Source organism: Comamonas sediminis (assembly GCF_041107495.1).
Lineage (GTDB): Bacteria > Pseudomonadota > Gammaproteobacteria > Burkholderiales > Burkholderiaceae_C > Comamonas > Comamonas sediminis.
In genome coordinates this window covers 189,564-209,543 of the sequence record NZ_JBGBDC010000008.1, presented here as the reverse complement: position 1 = coordinate 209,543, position 19,980 = coordinate 189,564, and the positions used below count along the sequence as shown (strand labels likewise).

The 19,980-nt window shown below is 63.6% G+C and carries 19 protein-coding genes and 1 pseudogene; 12 read left to right on the top strand and 8 right to left on the bottom strand.

Annotated elements, in window-relative coordinates; all coding sequences use genetic code 11:
- Window positions 1–80: 80 nt before the first annotated feature.
- Both AB7A72_RS18805 and amaB read right to left on the bottom strand, forming a co-directional pair.
- Entirely contained in the window at window positions 81–1,772 is a 1,692-nt protein-coding gene (locus tag AB7A72_RS18805; protein WP_369460806.1) for a thiamine pyrophosphate-binding protein, read from the bottom strand.
- Window positions 1,773–2,133: 361 nt separating this feature from the next.
- The gene (amaB, locus tag AB7A72_RS18800; RefSeq protein ID WP_239809166.1) at window positions 2,134–3,666 is read right to left on the bottom strand and encodes an L-piperidine-6-carboxylate dehydrogenase; all 1,533 of its coding nucleotides are present in this window, start codon (window positions 3,664–3,666) and stop codon (window positions 2,134–2,136) included.
- 290 nt (window positions 3,667–3,956) lie between these two features.
- On the opposite strand from amaB, the gene AB7A72_RS18795 reads away from it, so the two are divergent.
- Window positions 3,957–4,859 carry a LysR substrate-binding domain-containing protein gene (locus tag AB7A72_RS18795; protein ID WP_230775087.1) on the top strand — a complete coding sequence of 301 codons (903 nt, stop codon included), beginning with the start codon at window positions 3,957–3,959 and terminating at the stop codon, window positions 4,857–4,859.
- Window positions 4,860–4,892: 33 nt separating this feature from the next.
- On the opposite strand, the gene dnaB is transcribed toward AB7A72_RS18795, so the two are convergent.
- Complete coding sequence (dnaB, locus tag AB7A72_RS18790) at window positions 4,893–6,305, bottom strand: replicative DNA helicase (protein ID WP_133855424.1); 1,413 nt, start codon at window positions 6,303–6,305, stop codon at window positions 4,893–4,895.
- 11 nt (window positions 6,306–6,316) lie between these two features.
- Here dnaB and AB7A72_RS18785 point away from each other — a divergent pair, with 11 nt between their 5' ends.
- The gene (locus AB7A72_RS18785) at window positions 6,317–6,469 is read left to right on the top strand and encodes a hypothetical protein (protein WP_239809168.1); all 153 of its coding nucleotides are present in this window, start codon (window positions 6,317–6,319) and stop codon (window positions 6,467–6,469) included.
- Between the two features lie 4 nt (window positions 6,470–6,473).
- Here the strand turns inward: AB7A72_RS18785 and rplI are convergent, their stop codons facing one another.
- From rplI to rpsF, 4 genes are read right to left on the bottom strand one after another with little or no spacing between them, the layout of a single operon-like run.
- Entirely contained in the window at window positions 6,474–6,926 is a 453-nt protein-coding gene (gene rplI / locus AB7A72_RS18780) for a 50S ribosomal protein L9 (RefSeq protein ID WP_239809169.1), read from the bottom strand.
- 11 nt (window positions 6,927–6,937) lie between these two features.
- A complete protein-coding gene (gene rpsR / locus AB7A72_RS18775; RefSeq protein ID WP_021028346.1) occupies window positions 6,938–7,219 on the bottom strand; it encodes a 30S ribosomal protein S18 in 282 nt (93 codons plus the stop codon).
- Window positions 7,220–7,230: 11 nt separating this feature from the next.
- Window positions 7,231–7,527 carry a primosomal replication protein N gene (gene priB, locus AB7A72_RS18770; RefSeq protein WP_230775098.1) on the bottom strand — a complete coding sequence of 99 codons (297 nt, stop codon included), beginning with the start codon at window positions 7,525–7,527 and terminating at the stop codon, window positions 7,231–7,233.
- A gap of 11 nt (window positions 7,528–7,538) precedes the next feature.
- The gene (gene rpsF / locus AB7A72_RS18765) at window positions 7,539–7,913 is read right to left on the bottom strand and encodes a 30S ribosomal protein S6 (protein WP_230775490.1); all 375 of its coding nucleotides are present in this window, start codon (window positions 7,911–7,913) and stop codon (window positions 7,539–7,541) included.
- A 262-nt stretch (window positions 7,914–8,175) separates the two neighbouring features.
- Between rpsF and grpE the strand changes: the two genes are divergently transcribed.
- From grpE to dnaJ, 4 genes and pseudogenes are all read left to right on the top strand, one after another.
- Complete coding sequence (gene grpE / locus AB7A72_RS18760; protein ID WP_239809171.1) at window positions 8,176–8,712, top strand: nucleotide exchange factor GrpE; 537 nt, start codon at window positions 8,176–8,178, stop codon at window positions 8,710–8,712.
- Between the two features lie 102 nt (window positions 8,713–8,814).
- Window positions 8,815–10,752: pseudogene (gene dnaK / locus AB7A72_RS18755) on the top strand (molecular chaperone DnaK); the annotation flags it as partial.
- 173 nt (window positions 10,753–10,925) lie between these two features.
- A complete protein-coding gene (locus AB7A72_RS18750; RefSeq protein WP_239809173.1) occupies window positions 10,926–11,267 on the top strand; it encodes a DUF7709 family protein in 342 nt (113 codons plus the stop codon).
- 24 nt (window positions 11,268–11,291) lie between these two features.
- A complete protein-coding gene (gene dnaJ / locus AB7A72_RS18745; RefSeq protein ID WP_239809174.1) occupies window positions 11,292–12,422 on the top strand; it encodes a molecular chaperone DnaJ in 1,131 nt (376 codons plus the stop codon).
- Between the two features lie 87 nt (window positions 12,423–12,509).
- Here dnaJ and AB7A72_RS18740 read toward each other — a convergent pair whose 3' ends face one another.
- Window positions 12,510–13,487: a DUF4349 domain-containing protein gene (locus tag AB7A72_RS18740; protein WP_369460805.1), complete on the bottom strand. Its 978-nt coding sequence runs from the start codon at window positions 13,485–13,487 to the stop codon at window positions 12,510–12,512.
- 244 nt (window positions 13,488–13,731) lie between these two features.
- Here AB7A72_RS18740 and AB7A72_RS18735 point away from each other — a divergent pair, with 244 nt between their 5' ends.
- The 6 genes from AB7A72_RS18735 to asd all read left to right on the top strand — a co-directional run bounded on the left by AB7A72_RS18735 (window position 13,732) and on the right by asd (window position 19,822).
- Window positions 13,732–14,730, top strand: a complete 999-nt coding sequence (locus tag AB7A72_RS18735; protein WP_312527701.1) for a LysR family transcriptional regulator — start codon at window positions 13,732–13,734, stop codon at window positions 14,728–14,730.
- A 49-nt stretch (window positions 14,731–14,779) separates the two neighbouring features.
- Window positions 14,780–16,204 carry a 3-isopropylmalate dehydratase large subunit gene (gene leuC, locus AB7A72_RS18730; protein ID WP_239809177.1) on the top strand — a complete coding sequence of 475 codons (1,425 nt, stop codon included), beginning with the start codon at window positions 14,780–14,782 and terminating at the stop codon, window positions 16,202–16,204.
- A 16-nt stretch (window positions 16,205–16,220) separates the two neighbouring features.
- Window positions 16,221–16,346 (top strand): entericidin A/B family lipoprotein, encoded by a 126-nt coding sequence (locus tag AB7A72_RS18725; protein WP_239809178.1) that lies wholly within the window; start codon window positions 16,221–16,223, stop codon window positions 16,344–16,346.
- A gap of 62 nt (window positions 16,347–16,408) precedes the next feature.
- Entirely contained in the window at window positions 16,409–17,071 is a 663-nt protein-coding gene (gene leuD / locus AB7A72_RS18720) for a 3-isopropylmalate dehydratase small subunit (RefSeq protein WP_116924768.1), read from the top strand.
- A gap of 79 nt (window positions 17,072–17,150) precedes the next feature.
- Entirely contained in the window at window positions 17,151–18,218 is a 1,068-nt protein-coding gene (gene leuB / locus AB7A72_RS18715; protein WP_312413107.1) for a 3-isopropylmalate dehydrogenase, read from the top strand.
- 491 nt (window positions 18,219–18,709) lie between these two features.
- Entirely contained in the window at window positions 18,710–19,822 is a 1,113-nt protein-coding gene (gene asd / locus AB7A72_RS18710; protein WP_369460804.1) for an aspartate-semialdehyde dehydrogenase, read from the top strand.
- The last annotated feature ends 158 nt before the right edge of the window (window positions 19,823–19,980 follow it).

Genomic DNA, 19,980 nt, shown 5'->3' with positions numbered 1-19,980 from the left:
TCCGCCAACGCCCAGGCCAAAAGCCCAACAAAAAGGCACCGAGTTTTAGCTCGGTGCCTTTTTTTGCGTTCGGCCGGCGCTTAAACGCCGGTGCCGCGGATCTGGTCCAGGCTGCGGGCCGGAGTGATGGCCTGCGGATCGAGCTTGCAGTGCAGGATCACCGGCAACTGGTGCTGTTCAGCCCAGCTGCGCATGGCAGCCAGCGCAGGTGCAAAGTCTTCGGTCTTCTCGACCAGGGCCGCATTGCCGCCAAAGGCCTTGGCATAGGCGACAAAGTCGGGGTTGCGCAGCTCGGTCGCGCTGACCCGGTTCGGATAGTCGCGCTCCTGGTGCATGCGGATGGTGCCGTACATGCCGTTGTCGATCAGCAGCACGATGACGGGCAGCTGGTACTGCACGGCGGTTGCAAACTCCTGGCCATGCATCAGAAAGTCGCCATCGCCGGCAATGCAGACGACACTGCGCTGCTTGTTCAGCCGTTTGGCGCCCACAGCGGCCGGCAGACCATAGCCCATGCTGCCGCTGGTGGGGGCCAGCTGGCTGCCGTAGTGGGTAAACGGCCAGAAGCGGTGCACCCAGGTGGCAAAGTTGCCAGCGCCATTGCACCAGACCGTATCGGCCGGCAGCACCTCGCGCACATGGGCCATCAGCTGGCCCATCTGCAGCGCGCCGGGCACCTGGATCGGCGCGGGGTTGCTCCAGGCCAGGTAGTCGGCATGGGCCTGCTGCACCAGCGCCTGGCGCTCGGGGCGCGGGGCAGCGGCGGGCTGGCGGGCCAGCGCCGCGCAGAAGGAGTCGGGCGCGGCCACGACCGCCTGGTCGGCCTGGTAGACCCGGCCCAGCTCGTCCGGATCCGGATGCACATGGATGAGCCGCTGGCCGCTGCTGGCCGGAATACCCAGCAGGCTGTAGCCCTGCGATGGCACCTCGGACATGCGGCCGCCCAGCAGCAGCACCAGATCGGCCTGCTTGATGCGCTCGATCAGCTTGGGATTGACGCCCAGCCCCACATCGCCGGCATAGTTGCCGTGCAGCGCGGGAAACACCATCTGGCGGCGGAACGAGCAGGCCACCGGCACCGCATGGGCCGCGGCAAAGGCGGCGATATCCGCATGGGCCTGCGCGCTCCAGCGCGAGCCACCAGCAATGATGATGGGGTTTTGTGCCGCCGCCAGCTGGGCCACCACGGCGGCCACATCGGCATCGGCGGCGTGCGCGGGCGCGGGCTGGTAGCGGCGGGCATCGGGCACCATGACGGCATCGCGCAGCATGTCCTCGGGCAGCGCAATCACCACCGGGCCGGGGCGGCCGCTGGTGGCCACTGCAAACGCGCGGGCAATCGTCTCGGGGATGCGCGCCGCATCATCGATCTCTGTGGCCCACTTGACCATGCTGCCAAACACGGCGCGGTAGTCCAGCTCCTGGAAGGCCTCGCGCCCGCGCGCCGAGCGCTCGATCTGGCCAACGAAGAGGATCATTGGGGTCGAGTCCTGCATCGCGATATGCAGCCCGGCCGAGGCGTTCGTCGCGCCAGGCCCCCGCGTGACCATGCAGATCCCGGGCTGGCCGGTGAGCTTGCCTTGCGCTTCGGCCATCATCGCGGCGCCGCCTTCCTGGCGGCAGATCGTCGTTTCGATGGGCGCGTCATAAAGCGCATCGAGCACCGCCAGAAAGCTCTCGCCCGGCACCGTGAAAATCTGCTGCACGCCGTGGATCAGCAGCTGGTCCACCACCAGCTGGCCACCGGTGCGTGCTTGTTGCTTGTCTGCCATGTCTTGTCTCCTTGGTCTTGTCATCGATGCGCCAGAAGCGGGGGATTGGACCGCATCTGGCCAGGGTACACATTGCGCCAGCGCAGCAAAAGGCTGCGCAGCGCCGCAAAAAACGGCAGCATCGGATGCACCAAGGGCTGGCCTGCAGCAGTGGCAGGCCAGCCCTTGGCGGATGCTGGAGTGGTAGGAGGCAGGAGCGCCGAGCCCCTGTCTGGGCGGGAGGCCGCACCAGGCACAGGCATATCAGTGGCCTGCGCTGGCAGCACATACCCGGCGGCGCAGCGGCCGCCCCGGTTGGGAGCGCTGCCAGCCCGGGCAGCGGGCTGCATGCCCGCTGTGCCGGACGGCAGCTGCCCGCCCATCAAACGTCAAAGCGTACGCCTTGCGCCAGTGGCAGCGCGCCACTGTAGTTGATGGTGTTGGTGGCACGACGCATATAGCCCTTCCAGGCGTCCGAGCCGGATTCGCGGCCACCGCCGGTTTCCTTCTCGCCGCCGAAGGCGCCACCGATTTCCGCACCCGAGGTGCCGATATTGACGTTGGCAATGCCGCAGTCACTGCCGGCCGGCGACATGAAGCGCTCGGCGTCGCGCAGGTCGCTGGTGAAGATGGCCGACGACAGGCCCTGGGGCACGGCGTTCTGCACGGCGATCGCATCGTCGGCGCTGCCTTCGTAGGTGACGATGTACAGGATCGGGGCGAAGGTTTCGTGCTCCATCACCTTGGTCTGCGCAGGCATCTTCACCAGCGCGGGACGCACGTAGTAGGCGTCCTGGCCCAGGTCTTCGCGCTCGCGCTGGCCGCCGATGACGGTGCCGCCCTCTTCCTTGGCCTGGGCCAGTGCGGCCTGCATGCCGTCGAACGAGGCCTTGTCGATCAGCGGACCCACCAGGGTGCCGTCGGTCAGCGGGTCACCGACGGTGACGCTGCCATAGATCTTTTCCAGGCGGGCCACCAGCTGGTCGGCCACCGATTTGTGCACGATCAGGCGGCGCAATGTGGTGCAACGCTGGCCAGCGGTACCCACCGCCGCAAAGGTGATGGCGCGGGCGGCCAGTTCCAGGTCGGCCGACGGTGTGACGATCATCGCGTTGTTGCCACCCAGCTCCAGGATGGAACGGCCAAAGCGCTCGGCGACCTTGACGCCGACCTGGCGGCCCATGCGGGTCGAACCGGTGGCGCTGACCACGGGCACCAGGGGGCTGTCCACCAGCACCTCGCCCACTTCACGGGCACCAATCAGCAGCTGGGCCAGGCCGGCCGGCACGGCGCCGGGCTGCTCCTGGTTGAAGGCGGCAATGGTCTGCTCCAGCAGGTGCTGGCAGGCGACGGCGGTCAGCGGGGTCTTCTCGGAAGGCTTCCAGACCACCGCGTCGCCGCAGACCAGCGCCAGCGCGCTGTTCCAGCACCAGACGGCCACCGGGAAGTTGAAGGCCGAGATGATGCCCACGACGCCCATCGGGTGCCAGGTTTCCATCATGCGGTGGCCGGGGCGCTCGCTGGCAATCGTCAGGCCATGGAGCTGGCGCGACAGGCCAACGGCAAAGTCGCAGATATCGATCATTTCCTGGACTTCGCCCAGGCCTTCGGAGGTGATCTTGCCCGCCTCGATCGACACCAGCGCGCCCAGCGCGGCCTTGTGCTGGCGCAGCGTCTGGCCAAAGCGGCGCACCAGCTCACCACGCACCGGTGCGGGCACGGTGCGCCACTGCAGGTAGGCCTGGTGGGCTGCGGCGATGGCGTCCTGCGCCTGCTGCGCGCTGTGGGCCTTCAACACGGCCAGGGTGGCGCCATCGGCAGGCGAGCGGCTGGTGATGTCCTGGCCTGCCAATGGCTTCAAGTCGAGCGCAAGCGCCTTCAGGATATCGTTCAAACGTTGGGTGGATTGCGTCATCGCTCGTCTTTCCTATTCACTATCACAACAGAAACTGTCCGGTCCACTCGGCGGGCCCGGACCATGATGGGGGGCGCTGCCCTGCAGCTTAAGGCGCGGCAGGCACAAACGCAGGCACAGCCCTTGGTACACCCCGCCGGTGACAGGGCTGCACATCGGGGCATGCGGCAGTCAGCAAGCACGGCGCGCGGGCTGAAGTGCCGAACTTAAAAATACTATGTGAACTATCAGGAACAACAAAATGAGAAAATGGTGAGACATAGTGCGTTTTTTGAACAAAGTCTCCATCCATGCGCAACGCGATTCCCAATATCGGCCTGTTGATGGCTTTTGAAGCCTCGGCCCGGCACGGCAATTTCTCCCGCGCTGCCAATGAGTTAGCGTTGACCGCCAGTGCCGTCAGCCGCCATGTGGCGGCGCTGGAGGACCGGCTGGGCGTGCCGCTTTTTGTGCGCCACAAACGCCGCGTCATGCTGACGGATGCGGGTAAACGATATGCGCAGCGCGTGCGCGTGCACCTCAATGGCCTGGAGCGCGATACGCAAGAGATCGCCAACAGCCGCGCGCAGGGCTATGCGATCCACCTGGCCGTCGTCTCCAGCTTTGCCACGCAGTGGCTGGTGCCGCGCCTGCCGGCCTTTGCGCAGCAGCACCCGGACATCCACGTCCACCTGTCGGTGCGCTCCGAGCCGTTTGCGTTCGAGGAAAGCGGCTTTGACGGCGCCATCTACTCGGGCGACGGCCTCTGGTCCAAGACCCAGGGCCAGCGCATTGCCCGCGATGGTGCCTGCATCCCCATCTGCAGCCCCGCCTTTGCGGCGCAGCATGCGCTGGCCACGCAGGAGGACTGGCAGCAGCTGGTGCACATCGGCCTGGAAAGCCGCCCCGCCGCCTGGCGCGACTGGTACAGCGGCCTGGGCTGGGATTACTCGGTACAGGCCTCGCGCGGTCCGCGCTATGAGCTGTTCTCGATGGTCATCATGGCCGCTGCCGCCGGCCTGGGCGTGGGCCTGGTGCCTGAGGTGCTGGTGCAAACCGCGCTGGACGCCGGCCAGGTGATTCCCGCCCATACCCAGACCTTGCCGGGCACGCAGAGCTACTGGTTCAGCTACCCGACCTACCGCGAGCCTTCGCCGGCGCTGCAGGCCTTTGAGCAGTGGGTGATCCAGCAAAGCCAGGGGCAGCAGGACTGAGCGCTGCGCCAGCCTGCCCGGCCCTGCCCGGCATCAATAGTCGTCGCCGCCCACCGCCAGGTTTTCAAAGCGGGTCTGGTTCTTCTGGAAGAACAGCTTGACCGTGCCGGTCGGGCCGTTACGCTGCTTGCCGATGATGACCTCGGCCACATTGGGCTCGTTGCTCTCTTTGTTGTAGTAGTCGTCGCGGTAGATGAACATGATGATGTCCGCGTCCTGTTCGATGGCGCCCGATTCCCGCAAGTCGGACATCATCGGGCGCTTGTCGGTGCGCTGCTCCACCGAGCGGTTGAGCTGCGACAGCGCAATCACCGGGCATTGCAGCTCCTTGGCCAGCATCTTCAAACCCCGCGAGATCTCACCCAGCTCGGTCGCCCGGTTGTCCGAGCTGGCCGCGGAGCCCGAGCCACTCATCAGCTGCAGGTAGTCGACGACGATCAGGCCGAGCTTGCCGCACTGGCGGGCCAGGCGGCGCGAGTTGGCACGCAGCTCCGACGGCGTCAGGCCCGGGGTCTCATCGATGTGCAGCGAGACGGTGCGCAGCCGCTCGATGGCCTCGGACAGCCGCGGCCACTCTTCATCGGTCAGCTTGCCGGTACGCAGATTGCCCTGGTTCACCCGGCCGATCGAGCCCACGATACGCACCGCCAGTTGGGCGGCGCCCATTTCCATCGAGAAGATGGCCACTGGCAGGCCTTCGTTGAGCGCCACATGCTCGGCAATGTTCACCGCAAACGAGGTCTTGCCCATCGAAGGGCGCGCCGCCAGCACCACCAGGTCACCAGCCTGCAGGCCACTGGTCATGCGGTCCAGGTCGGCAAAGCCGGTGGGCACACCCGTCACGTCGACCGGGTTGTCCGCCATCTCCTGCACCCGGTCGAGCAAGTCCACGACCAGGTTGTCCAGCGACTGGAAGCCCTGCTTCATGCGCGAGCCTTCTTCGCCGATGGCAAAGATCTTCTGCTCGGCTTCGTCCAGAATGCGGTCCACCGTCTTGCCCTGCTGGTTGAAGGCATTGGTGGCGATCTCGTCGCTGGCGGTGACGAGCTTGCGCAGAATCGAGCGCTCGCGCACGATCTCGCCATAGCGGCGGATATTGGTGGCGCTGGGCACATACTGGGCCAGCTGGTTCAGGTAGGCCAGCCCGCCCACTTCCTCGGCCTTGCCGATGCTTTGCAGGTGCTCATAGACCGTGATCACATCGGCGGGCTTGCCGGCATTGATCATGCTGGCCATCGCCGCAAAGATCAGCTTGTGCTCATGGCGGTAGAAGTTGTCCTCGGCCAGCACATCGCCGACGCGGTCCCAGGCATTGTTGTCCAGCAGCAGGCCACCGAGCACGCTGGACTCCGATTCGATCGAATGCGGCGGTATGCGCAGCTGTGCCACCTGCTTGTCGGGGGTGATGAAGGCAGCGTCATCCAGGGGAGGAAAGGTCTCTGACATGGGGAATCCAAATGAGCAAACGCCAGCTTGGCAGCCAGCAATCCACAAGAATAGCGCAGATGCCGCGCAAGGCTGGCAGCGGTGCGCAAAACCCGCATCCCGGCGAGACGCTGCGGCCGGGAACGAAAAAGCCGCCCGAAGGCGGCTTCCAACGCAAAGCGTGAGAAATTACACGTGTTCGCCGTAGACGGACACGGTCACTTCCACCACCACGTCGGTGTGCAGAGCCACTTCCACAGCGGTCTCGCTCACGGTCTTGATAGGACCGTTAGGCAGACGCACTTGCGACTTGACCACTTGGAAGCCCATCTTGCCCAGTTCATCAGCGATGTCGTGGTTGGTGACGGAGCCGAACAGACGGCCATCGACACCTGCCTTTTGGGTCAGCTTCACGGTCTGGCCGGCCAGCTTCTCGCCTTGGGCTTGTGCAGCAGCCAGCTTCTCAGCAGCAGCCTTTTCCAGCTCAGCGCGCTTGGCTTCGAACTCAGCCTTGGCAGCTTCGGTAGCGCGGCGTGCGCGGCCCGAAGGGATCAGGAAATTACGTGCGTAGCCGTCCTTGACCTTGACGATTTCACCCAGGTTGCCCAGGTTCACGACCTTGTCGAGCAGAATGATTTGCATGTTCGTGCTCCTTAGATCTTGTGTTGGTCAGAGTAAGGAACCATGGCCAGGAAGCGAGCGCGCTTGATGGCAGTGTTCAACTGACGTTGGTAGATGGCACGGGTGCCGGTCAGACGTGCTGGGATGATCTTGCCGTTTTCAGCAACGAAGTCACGCAGGGTGTCGACATCCTTGTAGTCGATTTCTTCGACGCCAGCCACGGTGAAGCGGCAGAAACGCTTGCGCTTGAACAGCAGCGACTGGGTGTTGCGCTTTGGGCGCTTGTCTTTGTTGAATTTCTTGAACGTGGCCATTTTCGGACCTCTCAATAAGTATCTTGTTGAATATCCTGGATGTGCAGAACCAGCGATTTGCTGTTGCGCGGTGTGGCCAGAAAACCCTGGAATGTCCAGGTGCTCCCTACAGCCTGCCGAGCGATTCGCTCTGCCAGTGCACCAAAGGCAACCGCCTTGAGCACGGCATTGACTTGTCGGGGTTGGGCTGCTTCGGTCTGGGTGGAGCGGTGCTCCAGCACGACATCTACAGCAGGTAGCCCGGCCGGCGTGTATCGCAAAATCTTGATTTCAGCGATGACGGCGGTGACAAGTACGCGGTTCTCCACCTCCTGTGTGATTAACGCTCTGCAGCGGCGTGCTCAGCCTGGTTGGCCTTGCGCGCTTCTTCGCGTTCCACGGTCTTCATCATGGCGGAAGGAGCGGTTTCAGCCTTCTTCTTCTGCACAGTCAGTTGGCGCAGCACAGCGTCGTTGAACTTGAACGCGTGTTCCAGTTCAGCCATCACAGCCTGGTCGGCTTCGATATTCAGGCACAGATAGTGGGCCTTGGCCAGCTTGTTGATCATGTAGGCCAGTTGACGGCGGCCCCAGTCTTCAACGCGGTGGATCTTACCGCCGCCGGCGGTAATCATGCCTTTGTAACGCTCCAGCATAGCTGGAACTTGTTCGCTCTGATCGGGGTGGATCAGCAGCACGATCTCATAGTGACGCATGCAAACTCCTTGTGGATTGCGCCACCCGCTAGTGCGCCTTTTCGCAAAGAACGCAGCACGGTGTGGCAAGGGAAACCAGGGATTATACAAACCAATTCAAAAACCGTCAAACATGGTTTATAAACACGGGCCCCGGCAGTCTCCAAGGCACCCGGGAGCGAGGGCTCCGGCCCGAACCGCAAATAAGCCCCTTGAAAAGCAAGGAAATGCCCCCAGGTGCGGCCACAAGAGTCCTTTTTGTTAACGAAATACGAACAGCACCATGTCAGACAAGCTCCACCCCGAAGGCCAAAATCCCATGTCCGCCGAAGAGCTGGAAGCCGCTGCCGCTGCCAACCAGTCGCAACTGGAAGCAGAGCTGGCGGAGTTGAAGGCCAAGAATGCCGAACTGGCCGACCAGTACCTGCGCGCCAAGGCCGAAGTCGAGAACGCCCGCCGCCGCGCCGATGATGAAGTGGCCAAGGCCCGCAAGTTCGGCGTTGAAAGCTTTGCCGAAAGCCTGTTGCCGGTGATCGACAGCCTGGACGCCGCATTGGCGATCCAGAATGCCAGCCCCGAGCAACTGCGCGAAGGCTCGGATGCCACCTTGCGCCAGCTCGTCTCCGCGCTGGAACGCAACAAGGTGGTTGCCATCAACCCGGCGGCCGGCGACAAGTTCGATCCCCACCACCACCAGGCGATCTCTGCCGTCCCCGCGGCCCAGGATCCCAACACCGTGGTGGCGGTGCTGCAAAAGGGGTATGCCATTGCCGAGCGCGTGCTGCGTCCGGCCCTGGTGACCGTTGCCGCACCACAATAAAACGCACCTCCCGGCTTTTTTGCGTTGCGCACTTGAACAACACCAAAAAAGCCACAAATAACAGTCAATTAGGGCGCAACGCCGCCTCAAGAATACAGGAGTAGAGAAATGGGAAAGATTATCGGTATTGATTTGGGCACGACCAACAGCTGCGTGGCCGTGATGGAAGGCAACACCACCCGTGTGATCGAAAACAGCGAAGGTGCACGCACCACGCCGTCGATCGTTGCATACCAGGAAGACGGTGAAATCCTGGTGGGCGCTTCTGCCAAGCGCCAGGCCGTCACCAACCCCAAGAACACGATTTACGCTGCCAAGCGTCTGATCGGCCGCAAGTTCGACGAGAAGGAAGTGCAAAAGGACATCGACCTGATGCCGTTCCAGATCGTCAAGGCCGACAACGGCGACGCCTGGGTGCAAGTGCGCGACCAGAAGCTGGCCCCGCCACAGATCTCCGCAGAAGTGCTGCGCAAGATGAAGAAGACGGCCGAGGACTTCCTGGGCGAGCCCGTCACCGAAGCCGTGATCACCGTGCCTGCGTACTTCAACGACGCACAGCGCCAGGCCACCAAGGACGCTGGCCGCATCGCCGGGCTGGAAGTCAAGCGCATCATCAACGAGCCTACCGCTGCAGCCCTGGCCTTCGGCCTGGACAAGGGCGGCAAGGGTGACCGCAAGATCGCCGTGTATGACCTGGGCGGCGGTACCTTTGACGTGTCCATCATCGAAATTGCCGATGTGGACGGCGAAAAGCAGTTCGAAGTGCTGTCGACCAATGGCGACACCTTCCTGGGCGGCGAAGACTTCGACCAACGCGTGATCGAATACATCATTGCCGAGTTCAAGAAAGAGCAAGGCGTGGACCTGTCCAAGGACGTGCTGGCCCTGCAGCGCCTGAAGGAAGCGGCTGAAAAGGCCAAGATCGAGCTGTCCAGCTCGGCGGCGACCGACATCAATCTGCCCTACATCACCGCTGACGCGTCAGGTCCCAAGCACCTGAACATCAAGCTCACCCGTGCCAAGCTCGAAAGCCTGGTGGACGAGCTGATCGAGCGCACCATCGCCCCTTGCCGCACCGCGATCAAGGACGCTGGTATCGCTGTCTCCGATATCGACGACGTGATCCTGGTGGGCGGCATGAGCCGTATGCCCAAGGTGCAGGAGAAGGTCAAGGAATTCTTCGGCAAGGATCCCCGTAAGGACGTGAACCCTGACGAAGCCGTGGCCGTGGGCGCTGCCGTGCAGGGCCAGGTGCTGGGCGGTGACCGCTCCGACGTGCTGCTGCTGGACGTGACGCCACTGTCCCTGGGTATCGAAACCCTGGGCGGCGTGATGACCAAGATGATCACGAAGAACACGACGATCCCGACCAAGTTCGCGCAGACCTACTCGACCGCCGAGGACAACCAGCCTGCGGTGACCATCAAGGTGTTCCAGGGTGAGCGTGAAATCGCCAGCGCCAACAAGCTGCTGGGTGAGTTCAACCTCGAAGGCATCCCTGCTGCACCCCGTGGCACGCCACAGATCGAGGTGACCTTCGACATCGATGCCAACGGTATCTTGAACGTTTCTGCCAAGGACAAGGGCACCGGCAAGGAAAACAAGATCACCATCAAGGCCAGCTCCGGTCTGTCCGAGGACGAGATCCAGAAGATGGTCAAGGACGCCGAGCTGAACGCGGCCGACGACAAGAAGAAGCTGGAGCTGGTGCAGGCGCGCAACCAGGGCGAAGCTGCCGTGCACAGCGTCAAGAAGAGCCTGGGCGAGCATGGCGACAAGCTCGATGCCGCTGAGAAGTCGGCCATCGACACCGCAGTGCAGGCGCTGGAAGAAGCGCTGAAGACCGAGGACAAGGACGCCATCGAAGCCAAGACCACGGCCTTGATGACCGCCAGCCAGAAGCTGGGCGAGAAGGTGTATGCCGACGCCCAGGCCGCACAGGCGGGCGCCGCCGGTGCAGCAGCGGGTGGCGCAGCCGGTGCTGCGGCAGCCGATGACAACGTCGTCGATGCCGAAGTCAAGGAAGTGAAGAAGGACTAAACGCCTTCCGACGAGCCTGGAGCCAGCCGCTGCCAAGCACCCATGCCGGAGTTCGCATCGCCGCACTCCGGCATGGCTTTTCTGCAGCATCGCTCTTTCCCCGGCCGCCCGCAACCGCGGCCGGGTCAACGCAGACCCCGTCTCTCATTCATGCAAGCATCCAAAGGCACACGATGACATCTACCACAGCACCTGCGACCGACGCACTGCATGTTGCAGAGCTCAGCCGTGTCAACCAGAAGATCACCGATGGCGCGGCAGACCTGCCCGCCGTCACGCTCAAGGACGGCAGCCGGGTGCAGACCGGCACCGTGGCCACGATGCTCTACAACATCGCTCTCTACAATGCCGGCGAGCGCGGTGCCGTCGAAGCAGAGCTGAAGATGGCGATCCCCACGCTGTTCAAGGTGGGGTTGTTTGAGCTATTTCCACCGCAGCAATGGATTGACGGCGACAATCCCGGCCGCAGCTTTGTGGGCACACATGCCCGGGCGTACCTGAACGCCGCTGGTTAATTACCCACAGAATTGAAGAACACCATGTCCAAACGCGATTACTACGAAGTCCTCGGCGTGAGCAAATCCGCCACGGAAGTCGACATCAAGACGGCCTACCGCAAGATGGCCATGAAATACCACCCCGACCGCAACCAGGGCGACAAGGCCAAGGAAGCGGAAGAGAAGTTCAAGGAGTGCAAAGAAGCCTACGAAATGCTCTCCGACAGCCAGAAGCGCAGTGCCTACGACCAGTACGGGCACGCCGGTGTCGACCCCAATATGCGTTCGGGCATGGGCGGCGAGGGCTTTGGTGGTTTTGCCGAATCGTTTGGCGACATCTTTGGCGAAATGTTCGGCGGCGGGCGCCGTGGTGGTGGTGGCCCCCAGGTCTACCGGGGTAACGACCTGTCCTACGCGATGGACATCAGCCTTGAAGAGGCGGCTGCAGGCAAGAACGCGCAAATCAAGATTCCCTCCTGGGACGAGTGCGACACCTGCCACGGCAGCGGCGCCAAGCCCGGCACCCAGGTCAAGACCTGCAGCACCTGCCACGGCAGCGGCCAGGTCCAGATGCGCCAGGGCTTTTTCGCGGTGCAGCAAACCTGCCCGCACTGCCGAGGCACCGGCAAGATCATTCCTGAGCCTTGCACCAGCTGCCACGGCCAGGGCCGCACCAAGTCGCAAAAGACCTTGGAAGTGAGCATCCCCGCCGGTATCGACGACGGCATGCGCATCCGCTCGACCGGCGACGGCGAACCCGGCCAGAATGGCGGCCCGCCCGGCGACCTGTACATCGAGATCCGCGTGCGCAAGCACGAGGTGTTCGAGCGCGATGGTGATGACCTGCACTGCGAGGTGCCCGTCAGCATGGTCACTGCCGCCTTGGGCGGCGAGATTGAAGTGCCCACCTTGAGCGGCAAGGCTGCGATCGACATCCCCGAGGGCACCCAGACCGGCAAGCAGTTCCGCCTGCGCGGCAAGGGCATCAAGGGCGTGCGCGCCAGCTACCCCGGTGACTTGTATGTGCACATCGTCGTCGAGACGCCCGTCAAGCTCACCGAGCACCAGCGCAAGCTGCTCAAGGAGCTCGATGAGTCGCTGAAAAAGGGCGGCGCCAAGCACACGCCCAATAACCAGTCCTGGGCCGACCGCCTGAAGAACCTGTTCACCTGATCAAGCAAAACGCCGCGTCTCTCCGATGCGGCGTCTCTTGTGCAAGCACCAGCCTCGCTGGTGCTTTTTTCATGGCCGTTGCGCGCCTCAGTCCTGGTTTGCAGCCTGCGCCCGGGCAGCGCTGCGGCGCATCCAGCGCCGGATGGCGAAGCGCAGCGGCAGCAGCACCACCAGGGCCAGCGCCAGCAACCAGGGCAGCGCTTGCGCGGCAGTCAGAATCAGTGACTGCACGCTGCGCGTCAGGCCATCCCAGCTGCGTTGCCAGGTTTGCTGCCAGGGGCTGTAGGTGCCACTGGCGATGGCGCGTGCGGGCTGGAACCGCATCTGCACAAACTGCTTGGCAGTATCGCGCTGCAGCAGCGCACGGTGGGTGTTGGCCGCATCGATCTCGGCCTGCACCTGCGAGAGCGTATCGCGGATGGCCATCAGATCCTGCAGGCTGCGTTTGACATTCTTCTCCAGCATCAGCGCGCGCAGGCTGTCGCGGTATTCGGTCCGGTTCTTGATTTGCGCCTCCACGTCCACCACCTCATAGGTCTTGTCCTCGGTCGTGGTCTGGTGGTTGAGCACCCGGGCGCCGGCGCCCAGCGACGAGGTCAGCGCAGCAAAGTCCTGGGGGCTGACCCGCATCGCCAGCATGGCCTCGGCGGCCGACTGCGGGGTTTCGCGCCGCAGTTGCGAGCCCTCGACATAGCAGTCCAGCCGCTCGCAGCGCGCCTTGACCTCTTCCCACAGCCCCGCCAGATCGGCAGCAGGCGTCTCCACCTGGATGCGGTGGCTGATCGCCAAAAAGCGCGCGCTGGGCGCGGCCGCACCGCCCTGCCCCATGGCCATATCGGCGGCGGGCGCCATCTCCATGCTGGCCATCTTGCCCGCGGAGCGCGCCGCCATCGGCGCTGCCGGTGCAGGTGCAGCCGGCGCCGCCAGCTGCACTTCAGCGGGCGGCGCGCTCTGCCCGGCATCTGGCGAGCAGCCGGCCAGCAACGCGGCCACCGCGATGGCAATGGCCGCCAGGCCACCAGAACGCGCATTGAACAGGCCAGAAGAAGGGGAGCGAGAAAACATCGGTCATTCCGTTTCTAGAGCATCGCTGCTTGCGATGTCTGCTCAATCGCTGTAGGCCTGCCGAATGGGGTCAAGGCTTTACAAAAACGAACATCTTCCGCACCCGCTGGCGAAAAATCGTGGTTGGGGGGCCTGGCTACGTTTTCATGCAAATGACACATCAGCCATCGTCATTCGCGATACCAGTTGCGCTATTTGCCTATAAAATGGCTGCTGATTTCTAAAAACACGATACCTCCCCGCCATGAAAAGCTCAGAGCGCAGTTTTGCGCGCCGCATTGACCTGACCTCGCTCCAGCTGTTTGTGGCGGTGTGCGAGCTGGGCAGCATTGGCCGGGCGGCGGAGCGGGAGTTCATTGCAGCGTCGGCTGTCAGCAAGCGGCTGTCGGACCTGGAAACGGCCGTCGACACCCAGCTGCTGTACCGCCACAGCCGGGGCGTCACCTTGACGCCGGCCGGAGAGAGCCTGCTGCACCATGCCCGCAATGTGCTGTTCGGGCTGGAGCGCATGCAAGGCGAGCTGAGTGAGTACGCCGATGGCGTGCGCGGCCATGTGCGCATCCATGCCAATATTTCCGCAATTGTGCAGTTTCTGCCAGAGGACCTGGGCCGCTTTGCGCGCGCGCACAGCCAAATCAAGATCGACCTGCAGGAGCACCTGAGCGCGCAGGTGATCCAGGCCGTGCACGAAGGCACGGCCGATCTGGGCATCTGCAACCCCGATGCCGTCGCCAACACCGCCGAGCTTGATCTGCAGTCGCGCCCCTACCGCAGCGACCACCTGATGCTGGTCGTACCACTGGACCATGCGCTGGCCCAGCGCAACACGATCAGCTTTGAAGAAGCGCTGGAGTGGGACATCGTCGGCCTGCAATCGGGCAGCAGCATCAGCCAGGCGATGCGCACGGCATCGGCCCAGCTGCGCCGGCCACTGCGCCAGCGCATCCAGGTCACCAGCCTGGATGCCATGTGCCGCATGATCGACAACGGCCTGGGCATAGGCCTGCTGCCGGACCGCGCCTTTGCATTGATGCACGGCGTGGGCAACCTGCGCGGCATCCGCCTGGCCGACGCCTGGGCGCACCGCGAGCTGCGCCTGATGGCCCGCGATTTTGAGGCGCTGCCGGTGACTGCCCGCCTGCTGGTCGAGCACCTGAGCCCCCGGCCCGCCGACGCGACCCAGGCCGCCGAGCAGCAGGACGCCGACATGGCCGCACACCTGCAGACCTTTGCCCATCTCTGATATTTCGTATTAGCCCCTTGATGAGACCCTTGACCCAAAGAGAACCACGATGACCGGACGCACCCTCTACGACAAGATTTTTGACGAGCACACCATCCACACCGAAGAGGATGGCACTGCCGTGCTGTATATCGACCGCCATCTGGTGCACGAAGTCACCAGCCCCCAGGCGTTCGAAGGGCTGCGCATGGCGGGCCGCAAGCTCTGGCGTGTCAGCTCGGTGGTCGCCACCGCCGACCACAACACCCCCACCACCGGCTGGGAGCGCGGCTATGACGGCATCGAGGACCCGATCAGCAAGGAGCAGATCGTCACCTTGAACGACAACATCGGCGAATTCGGCGCAGCCGCCTTCTTCCCGTTCATGGACAAGGGCCAGGGCATCGTCCACGTGATGGGGCCTGAGCAAGGCGCCACCCTGCCCGGCATGACCGTCGTCTGCGGCGACAGCCACACCAGCACCCATGGCGCCTTCGGCGCGCTGGCCCACGGCATCGGCACCTCCGAGGTCGAGCACGTGATGGCCACCCAGACCCTGCTGGCCAAAAAGGCCAAGAACATGCTGATCAAGGTCGATGGCAAGGTGGCCCCCGGCGTGACCGCCAAGGACATTGTGCTGGCCATCATCGGCCGCATCGGCACCGCAGGCGGCACCGGCTACACGATCGAGTTCGCCGGCTCGGCCATCCGTGACCTGTCCATCGAAGGCCGCATGACGGTCTGCAACATGGCGATTGAAGCTGGTGCCCGCGCCGGCCTCGTGGCCGTGGACAGCAAGACCATCGACTATGTCAAGGGCCGCCCGCTGGCGCCCACCGGCGTGGAATGGGACCAGGCCGTCAGCTACTGGAAGACCTTGCACTCCGATGTCGATGCCAAGTTCGACACCGTGGTCACCTTGCGCGCCGAAGACATCGTTCCGCAGGTCACCTGGGGCACCAGCCCCGAGATGGTGCTGGGCGTCGATGCGACCGTACCCGATCCAGACAAGGAAAAGGACCCGAACAAGCGCGGCGCCATCGAGCGGGCACTGACCTACATGAACCTGGAGCCAGGCAAGCCGATCAACGACATCTTCGTCGACAAGGTGTTCATCGGCAGCTGCACCAACAGCCGCATCGAGGACATGCGCGAAGCCGCAGCCGTCATCAAGAAGCTGGGCCAGAAAGTGGCCAAGAATGTGAAGCTCGCGATGGTGGTTCCCGGATCGGGCCTGGTCAAGGCCCAGGCCGAGGCCGAAGGCCTGGACCAGATCTTCACCGCCGCCGGTTTTGAGTGGCGCGAGCCCGGTTGCTCGATGTGCCTGGCGATGAACGCCGACCGCCTGGAGCCCGGCGAGCGCTGTGCATCGACCAGCAACCGCAACTTTGAAGGCCGCCAGGGCGCCGGTGGCCGCACCCACTTGGTCAGCCCCGCGATGGCTGCAGCCGCTGCGGTACACGGCCACTTTGTGGATATCCGCCGTTTTGCATGACCCCAGGAGCCCTGCGATGAAAACCCGTTTTGCCTTCATCACCATCGTGCTCGCCGCGCTGCTGTCGGGCTGCAACACCGTCCACGGCATTGGCCAGGATGTGCAGGGGGCGGGCAACGCCATCTCTCGCGCAGCACGCTAAACCATCACTCATACCGCTGCCCGCGCTCAGTCCATGAATGCGGACAGCCCAAAGGCTAGAACATGCAGAAATTCACCATCCACACCGGCCTCGTGGCACCCATGGACCGCGAGAACGTCGACACCGACGCCATCATTCCCAAGCAGTTTCTCAAGTCGATCAAGAAGACCGGCTTTGGCGTCAATGCGTTTGACGAATGGCGCTATCTGGACCAGCCCGGCCAGCCTGGCGTGCCCGAGTCGGCGCGCAAGCCCAACCCGGACTTCGTGCTCAACCAGCAGCGCTACCAGGGTGCCAGCATCCTGATCGCCCGCAAGAACTTTGGCTGCGGCTCCAGCCGTGAGCACGCCCCCTGGGCGCTGGACCAGTTTGGCTTCCGCGCCATTCTGGCGCCCAGCTTTGCCGACATCTTCTTCAACAACTGCTTCAAGAACGGCCTGCTGCCCATCGTGCTGCCCGAGGCCACGATCGACATGCTGTTCAACGAAGTCGCAGTGCACCCCGGCTACAGCCTGACCATCGACCTGGACCAGCAGGTCATCCTGCGTCCCGGCGGCGAAACCATCCCCTTCGATGTGATCGCCTTCCGCAAGTACTGCCTGCTCAACGGCTTTGACGACATTGGCCTGACCCTGCGCCACAAGGACAAGATCCAGGCCTATGAAGCCAACCGCCTGGCGACCAAGCCCTGGCTGGCGCACAGCCTGGTGCAAGCCAAGGCCTGAGCGCCGCGAGAGGCGGTTCACCGCCATCCCCGCTGCGCCCCACCGGGCGCGGCCCTGCCATCCTGACTGAGAAAAAACCATGAAAATCGCTGTATTGCCCGGAGACGGCATTGGTCCAGAAATCGTTGCAGAAGCCGTCAAGGTGCTCGACGCCCTGAAGCTGGACCTGCACCTGCAAAGCGCACCCGTCGGTGGCGCCGCCTATGAGGCCTCCGGCCACCCGCTGCCACCCGCCACGCTGGAGCTGGCCCAGGCATCGGACGCGATCCTGTTTGGCGCCGTGGGCGACTGGAAGTACGACACGCTCGAGCGCGCACTGCGCCCCGAGCAAGCGATTCTGGGCCTGCGCAAGGCGCTGGGCCTGTTTGCCAACTTCCGCCCCGCGATCTGCTACAAGGAGCTGACCCACGCCTCCAGCCTCAAGCCTGAGCTGGTGTCCGGTCTCGATATCCTGATCATCCGCGAGCTGACGGGCGACATCTACTTCGGCCAGCCACGCGGCCGCCGCAGCGCACCGGACGGCCACTTCCCCGGCGCCGAAGAAGCGTTCGACACGATGCGCTACACCCGCCCCGAAATCGAGCGCATCGGCCATGTGGCCTTCCAGGCCGCGCAAAAGCGCAGCAAGCGCGTGACCAGCGTCGACAAGGCCAATGTGCTGGAGACCTTCCAGCTGTGGAAGGACGTGATGACCGAAGTGGGCAAGCAGTACCCCGATGTGCAGCTGGACCACATGTATGTCGACAACGCCGCGATGCAGCTGGTCAAGGAACCCAAGCGTTTCGACGTCGTCGTCACCGGCAATATGTTTGGTGACATCCTGAGCGACGAAGCCTCGATGCTGACCGGCTCGATCGGCATGCTGCCCTCGGCCAGCCTGAACGACAAGAAGCAAGGCCTGTATGAGCCCAGCCACGGCTCGGCACCGGACATCGCCGGCAAGGGCGTCGCCAACCCGCTGGCCACCATCCTGTCGGCGGCGATGATGCTGCGCTTCAGCCTGGGCCAGGAAGCCGCTGCCCAGAAGATCGAGGCCGCTGTGCAAAAGGTGCTGGCCCAGGGCCTGCGCACGCCCGACATCTACAGCGAAGGCACGACCAAGGTCGGCACCCAGCAGATGGGCGATGCCGTGGTGGCCGCGCTGTAAGCAGCGGTCTTCAGCTTGCATCTCTGACAGCGACCTGCGGGTCGCTTTTTTGCGCCGGCGCAAGAACGATCCGCATCCACCGCGCAAACCCCTGCCCCGATTCAGCACCAAAACGACGACAGAAGCACGGCTCGCTTTCGACTTTGGTCATTTCGACGAATTAAAAAACCATAAATGGTCGAAAAATAGTTTTTAATGTCATATATGCATGCGCTTCGATGCGCCAGCACTCGAAATTTATAAAATTTCTTGCACAGGTTTTAAAAATTGGCGCTAGAATAGCTTCCCATGTCTGCGCACCGCCCTATTTCTTGGCTGAACACCATCACCCCCATTGAGGCGGGTATGGCTGCGCGCGCATACACATTCACAACCACCACGAAGATTACCGGCTGATCCAGCCTGGTTCGTCGTGCGCCTCCCACTGGCCGACGAGCCAGGCCCTCAGCCCCCGTGGCATTTCCTTTCGTTTAGGTAGACAAGGGCGTTTTATGAGCAAGCAATTGGTAGGTTTGGTGGGCTGGCGCGGCATGGTCGGCTCGGTGTTGATGGACCGCATGCAGGCCGAGGGTGACTTCGCGCTGATCGAGCCGGTGTTTTTCTCGACCTCCAACGCCGGCGGCAAGGCACCGGCGATGGCCACCGTGCACACCCAGCTCAAGGATGCCAATGACATCGCCGAGCTGTCCAAGTGCGACATCATCATCACCTGCCAAGGCGGCGACTACACCAAGGAAGTCTTCCCCAAGATCCGCGCTGCCGGCTGGAACGGCCACTGGATCGATGCCGCCTCGTCGCTGCGCATGCAAGACGACGCCGTCATCGTGCTGGACCCTGTCAATGACGCACTGATCCAGCGCAAGCTGGCCGCAGGCGGCAAGAACTGGATCGGCGGCAACTGCACCAACTCCATCTTGCTGATGGGCCTGTCGGGCCTGTTCAACGCCGGTCTGGTCGAATGGGTCTCGTCGATGACCTACCAGGCTGCGTCCGGCGGCGGTGCCAACCACATGCGTGAACTGCTCAAGGGCATGGGCGTCGTCCATGCCGCCGTGGCCGATGAGCTGGCCACGCCCGCTTCGGCCATTCTGGACATCGACCGCAAGGTCGCGCAGACCATCCGCAGCGATGTGCCCACCGAATTCTTCGGCGCACCATTGGCCGGCGGCCTGATTCCCTGGATCGATGCCCAGCTCGACAACGGCCAGTCCAAGGAAGAGTGGAAGGGCCAGGCCGAGGTCAACAAGATCCTGGGCACAGACGCCCCGATCCCCGTCGATGGCCTGTGCGTGCGCATTGGCGCGATGCGTTGCCACAGCCTGGCGCTGACCCTGAAGCTGAACAAGGACCTGCCGCTCGCCGAGATCGAAGCGCTGATCAAGGGCGGCAACGACTGGGTCAAATGGGTGCCCAACGAGCGTGCCGTGACGGTCAAGGAGCTGACCCCCGCAGCCGTGACCGGCGGCCTGGAAGTCGCTGTCGGCCGTGTGCGCAAGCTGAACATGGGCCCCGAGTACCTGTCGGCCTTTGTGATCGGCGACCAGCTGCTCTGGGGCGCTGCCGAGCCCCTGCGCCGCATGCTGCGCATCCTGCTCGCCGCTTGATGGCCGGCTGATTCCCCGCCAACCCACACCACACCTTCCGGATCTGCCCGATGCAGCCGGAAGGTGTTTTTTCTGGTGATCGGGCCCAGGGCCGAGGGATCGGGGTGTGCAGGCGCCGCTCTCTGAAAAGTTGCTCCAGCACAACATTCATGCAGGCC

Coding starts and splice junctions, on each gene's coding strand:
- grpE (WP_239809171.1), top strand. CDS start 8,176: ATGTCAGACAAGCTCCACCCCGAAGGCCAAAATCCCATGTCCGCCGAA.
- AB7A72_RS18740 (WP_369460805.1), bottom strand. CDS start 13,487: ATGTTTTCTCGCTCCCCTTCTTCTGGCCTGTTCAATGCGCGTTCTGGT.
- leuB (WP_312413107.1), top strand. CDS start 17,151: ATGAAAATCGCTGTATTGCCCGGAGACGGCATTGGTCCAGAAATCGTT.
- AB7A72_RS18750 (WP_239809173.1), top strand. CDS start 10,926: ATGACATCTACCACAGCACCTGCGACCGACGCACTGCATGTTGCAGAG.
- rpsR (WP_021028346.1), bottom strand. CDS start 7,219: ATGGCCACGTTCAAGAAATTCAACAAAGACAAGCGCCCAAAGCGCAAC.
- AB7A72_RS18805 (WP_369460806.1), bottom strand. CDS start 1,772: ATGGCAGACAAGCAACAAGCACGCACCGGTGGCCAGCTGGTGGTGGAC.
- amaB (WP_239809166.1), bottom strand. CDS start 3,666: ATGACGCAATCCACCCAACGTTTGAACGATATCCTGAAGGCGCTTGCG.
- AB7A72_RS18785 (WP_239809168.1), top strand. CDS start 6,317: ATGAGCAAACGCCAGCTTGGCAGCCAGCAATCCACAAGAATAGCGCAG.
- dnaB (WP_133855424.1), bottom strand. CDS start 6,305: ATGTCAGAGACCTTTCCTCCCCTGGATGACGCTGCCTTCATCACCCCC.
- rplI (WP_239809169.1), bottom strand. CDS start 6,926: ATGCAAATCATTCTGCTCGACAAGGTCGTGAACCTGGGCAACCTGGGT.
- asd (WP_369460804.1), top strand. CDS start 18,710: ATGAGCAAGCAATTGGTAGGTTTGGTGGGCTGGCGCGGCATGGTCGGC.
- AB7A72_RS18795 (WP_230775087.1), top strand. CDS start 3,957: ATGCGCAACGCGATTCCCAATATCGGCCTGTTGATGGCTTTTGAAGCC.
- rpsF (WP_230775490.1), bottom strand. CDS start 7,913: ATGCGTCACTATGAGATCGTGCTGCTGATCCACCCCGATCAGAGCGAA.
- leuD (WP_116924768.1), top strand. CDS start 16,409: ATGCAGAAATTCACCATCCACACCGGCCTCGTGGCACCCATGGACCGC.
- leuC (WP_239809177.1), top strand. CDS start 14,780: ATGACCGGACGCACCCTCTACGACAAGATTTTTGACGAGCACACCATC.
- AB7A72_RS18735 (WP_312527701.1), top strand. CDS start 13,732: ATGAAAAGCTCAGAGCGCAGTTTTGCGCGCCGCATTGACCTGACCTCG.
- AB7A72_RS18725 (WP_239809178.1), top strand. CDS start 16,221: ATGAAAACCCGTTTTGCCTTCATCACCATCGTGCTCGCCGCGCTGCTG.
- dnaJ (WP_239809174.1), top strand. CDS start 11,292: ATGTCCAAACGCGATTACTACGAAGTCCTCGGCGTGAGCAAATCCGCC.